Raw genomic sequence first — 1,004 nt, forward strand, 5'->3', positions numbered from 1 at the left:
AACAGCCGCGGGCTGGACAACGCGCTCAAGGTGCGGGACCGCTTCCACGAGGCGGCGATCTTCGTGTCGGCGTCGGAGACGCACAACAAGAAGAACGTCAACCGCACGGTCGCGGAGACCATGGCGGACAACGACGTCATGGCGAAGCGGATCCGGGCCGAGGGCCTGAACTGCGCGGCGGTGATCGCGACGTCGTTCGGCTGCCCCTACGAGGGCAAGGTCGAGCTGGGGCGGGTGCTGTCGCTGGCCGAGCGGTTCGCCGAGGCCGGGGCCACGGAGATCGGGTTCGGTGACACCACCGGGATGTGCAACCCGGCCTACGCCCGTGAGTTCTTCGCCGCCGCCCTCGAGAGGCTTTCCGGCGTCGAGGTCACCGCGCACTTCCACAACACCCGCGGGCAGGGTTTGGCCAACGCCTACGCCGCGCTCGAGGCGGGTTGCACGAGCTTCGAGTCGAGCTTCGGTGAGCTGGGCGGTTGCCCGGTGCCGAAGGGCTCCACGGGCAACATCGCCACCGAGGACCTGGTGAGCATGTTCCACGAGATGGACGTGGAGACCGGGCTGGACCTCCCCGCGGTCATCGAGGCCGCGCGCGAGGCGCAGCGGGTGCTGGGCCGCACCCTGACCAGCCACTCGCTCGTCGCGGGTCCCATCGACTGGCACCTGCAGACCGCCTGACACCCCCGAGGAAGAGGACTCATGAGCAATCGCACCGCGTTCGTCACCGGTGGCGCCCAGGGCATCGGCCAGGGCATCGCCACCACCCTGGGGGCCCAGGGCTTCAAGGTCGCCGTGGTCGACCTGAACCTGGAGACCGCGCAGGCCACCGCGAGGTCCATCGCCGACGCCGGCGGCACGGCCACGGCGGTGCAGGCCGACGTCACCGACACCGCCGCCGTGCAGGCCGCGGTGAAGGCCGTCACCGACGAGCTCGGTCCGATCGAGGTCGTGGTCAACAACGCGGGCTGGGACGACTTCATGCCGTTCCTCACGACCACCGAGGA

Annotated in this window: 2 protein-coding genes; both read left to right on the forward strand. The window is 70.0% G+C overall.

Going from position 1 to position 1,004, the window contains the following annotated elements:
- On the forward strand, positions 1-678 hold a 678-nt coding region (locus ACL02T_RS34860; protein ID WP_412835087.1), incomplete at its 5' end, for a hydroxymethylglutaryl-CoA lyase-like TIM-barrel protein.
- Positions 679-699: 21 nt separating this feature from the next.
- A partial coding sequence (locus tag ACL02T_RS34865) for an SDR family NAD(P)-dependent oxidoreductase (RefSeq protein ID WP_412835088.1) occupies positions 700-1,004 on the forward strand: 305 nt, incomplete at its 3' end.

The organism is Pseudonocardia oceanicola (assembly GCF_047200735.1).
GTDB lineage: Bacteria > Actinomycetota > Actinomycetes > Mycobacteriales > Pseudonocardiaceae > Pseudonocardia.